Source organism: Wolbachia endosymbiont of Drosophila bocki (genome assembly GCF_028982005.1).
GTDB classification, from domain to species: domain Bacteria; phylum Pseudomonadota; class Alphaproteobacteria; order Rickettsiales; family Anaplasmataceae; genus Wolbachia; species Wolbachia pipientis.
In genome coordinates this window covers 1-3,072 of the sequence record NZ_JAPQLG010000193.1, presented here as the reverse complement: position 1 = coordinate 3,072, position 3,072 = coordinate 1, and the positions used below count along the sequence as shown (strand labels likewise).

The window sequence follows — 3,072 nt, the reverse complement described above, 5'->3', positions numbered from 1 at the left end:
ACCAGCTTGCAAATGATTGTCCTTTCCTTCATTTCTCTCCTATTACGAAGATTTTAAACAGGTTCTTAGAGTTTTCAGCACTTATCCATATCACGTTATCGTAATAATCCTTTCCATATTTGTAAGCATATTTCCTAGCTAACTCACTCTTACCTACCCCTCCAAGACCACTAATAGAGGCAACCTGCGATATCACCGCTTGTTTTTTTGCACTTCTTTGTAGTACATTATGCAGAGCTGTTAATACTCTGCCTCTACCAGTAAAAGATGCCACTGGCTCTATTATGCCAAACCAAACCGCTCCTAAAATTTCCTCTCTTATTTCTTCAAGAAGAGCTTTTGCTTTCTCATATGATAGAAACTCCTCTTCTTCTTTCTCCAGCAAAATCAGCGCTTCTTCCTGGTAACGGCTGTAAAAGTGCTTTGCATCAGTATTGCTGAATTCCTTGCCCAATTCACTCTTAATAATTTCACTAAGTTCAGTTCCGCTTGGCAAATTGACTGCAAATACTAATTTATTTAAAAAGTATTCTATTTCTTTATCGCTGACTTCTCTACCTACCTCACGCTTTATAAAATTCTTATTCTCCTGCAAATATGAGATAATGCTATCATCAAATTTATATCTTACACCATCACCTACATCCAGAAACTCATCTTGTGTGTCTATTCTTATGACTGAAATTTCCTTTCCTTTATTCTTCCCACTCGGCATCATTCTCAGCTTTCTTACTGGATGCGATGTCGAATCCGCGGAATCAAAATCATCATTTGTAACAATGACAAAATCCTCTATTTCACCCTCAAACTCTCCACTACTTTTGATCTTTAAATAAGCAATGAGATATTTTATTAAGCCAAACGCACCATTCTTTCCCGGTGTTAATAAGTCACCTATACTGATCTTTTTGTGCCTACCCTGCCTGTGCTTGACTTGTATGAATCTATGTACTATTTCCCCATCTTGTTCATACCGAAGAACAATATCATCAAAATCCTTAGCTGATTTTTTCTCTGTGAATAGGCGGAAAGAATACTCTCTATCTACTGCATGTTTAGGAAACAGCGTTAGCCATCTCGCTTGATACATAATACCATGAAAGGTGCGCTTAACCGCCGAGCAGGATAATCTTACAGGCATCCTCAACCTCACATAATTTTAAAGATGGTGCCGACAAATGGTAAAAAAATAATAAAATTATATGTCATGAGATTAAAGATATCGTAGCGTAAATCTGAGAATATCTACGAGATGTGCTGTTATGTAAATAAAAAAATGTGACTAATTACTTAATCTCTCACTCAAAATTGAATTCACCACATCGGGGCTGGCTTTTCCCTTAGTGGATTTCATAACTTCGCCAACAAAGAATCCGTATAACTTTGTTTTACCGCTTTTGTATTCTTGAACTTTATCTTGGTTGTTATTGATGATTTTGTCGATAACTTCTGCTATTTGACCTCTATCGGTTATTTGCTTTAGGTCCTGCTCTTCTATAATTAAAGATGCAGGTTTGCCAGTTTCAAACATACTATCGAATACTTGTTTGCCAAGTTTAGCAGAGATTGTTCCATCAACGATAAAATCTAAGAGCTCCGACAAGGCATTTGCTTTGATTGGGAAGCTCACAATATCAATACCTGCTTTATTTAAACGACCAAAAAGCTCTACAGTTAACCAGGTGACTGCAAGCTTTGAATCGTGTTTTTTTATCAATTCCTCAAAGTAATCAGCAATCGCCTTATCGGAGGTAATGACGTTTGCATCGTATTCATTGATACCCAATTCCTCAATGTATCGCAGCTTTTTTTGATCTGGTAACTCGGGCAAAGATGATTTAATAGAATCGATTTTATCCTGGCTTACCTCAACAGGTAATAAATCAGGCTCAGGGAAGTATCTATAGTCGCTTGCATCCTCTTTGCTTCTCATCACTTTTGTTTTTCCCAAAGCAACATCAAACAATAAGGTATCTTGACTTATTTCTTCCCCACTTTCTAAAATTTCAATTTGTCTTTGTATTTCATAGTCTATAGCTTGCACAATATAACGTATCGAGTTCAGATTTTTTATTTCACAGCGGGTGCCAAATGTACTACTGCCTTTTAGGCGGACAGAAACATTTGCATCACAACGAAGTGATCCCTTTTCCATATCACCATCACACGAACCAATGTAACGCAAAATCTGCCTCAATTTTTTCACGCATTCTGCAGCTTCCGCAGATGAACGGAGATCTGGTTCTGAAACAATTTCCATTAAAGCAACCCCTGCACGATTTAAATCTACATAAGTTTTGCTTTCCTCATGAACGCTCTTTCCTGCATCTTGCTCTAAATGAATTCTCGCGATTCTTATTTCTTTTTCATTATCGTTGATAAATACTCTACCATTTTTAACTATTGGCTCAAAAAACTGGGTTATCTGGTACCCTTGCGGTAAATCAGGATAAAAATAATTTTTCCGATCAAAGTAAGAATACTTATTAATTTCTGCAGAAAGTGCAAGACCGGTGCGTATTGCTTGCTCTATGCAGTAATAATTTAGTATTGGCAGCGTACCTGGCATTGCCGCATCAACTAGAGAAACTTGAGTGTTATGCTCAGCACCAAACTCCGTTGATGAGCTAGAAAATAGCTTCGTATTAGAAGAAACTTGAGCGTGCACCTCAAGCCCAATTACTGCTTCCCAATCCTCTTTCGTCATGTATTTTATTTAAATGATAATCTTAATATTCTGCAAAATTAGCACAAAAAGTCAAAACAAAACTCATGTTAGCTAAGTGGTATGCAGATTGTTTTACCCATAGAAACGGGTTAAATGCAAAAGATTACTTGACAAGCTTCGCCAGCCCTCTTATCATAAAATTGAAGCTATTTATTTATCTTCTCTGTACAGATTAAATGACAAAAAAACTCACGTATCTGGCGTCTCATGTTTAATTTTTTGCACTATGTGCACCTTATGTCTTTGTAAAACTTCTACCTACATAGGCTGAAATGCGCTTATAAAGCGTTTAAAACATAAAAAAACGCCAACTTAAAAAATGGATAGTGAATAACTAGCTACCC

The 3,072-nt window shown here is 36.7% G+C and carries 2 protein-coding genes; both read right to left on the bottom strand.

What is annotated here, in order from left to right; all coding sequences use genetic code 11:
* Positions 1 to 28 precede the first annotated feature (28 nt).
* Positions 29 to 1,090 (bottom strand): hypothetical protein, encoded by a 1,062-nt coding sequence (locus OZD61_RS04660; protein WP_274980026.1) that lies wholly within the window; start codon positions 1,088 to 1,090, stop codon positions 29 to 31.
* 192 nt (positions 1,091 to 1,282) lie between these two features.
* The gene (gene gatB, locus OZD61_RS04655) at positions 1,283 to 2,707 is read right to left on the bottom strand and encodes an Asp-tRNA(Asn)/Glu-tRNA(Gln) amidotransferase subunit GatB (protein WP_274980025.1); all 1,425 of its coding nucleotides are present in this window, start codon (positions 2,705 to 2,707) and stop codon (positions 1,283 to 1,285) included.
* Positions 2,708 to 3,072 lie beyond the last annotated feature (365 nt).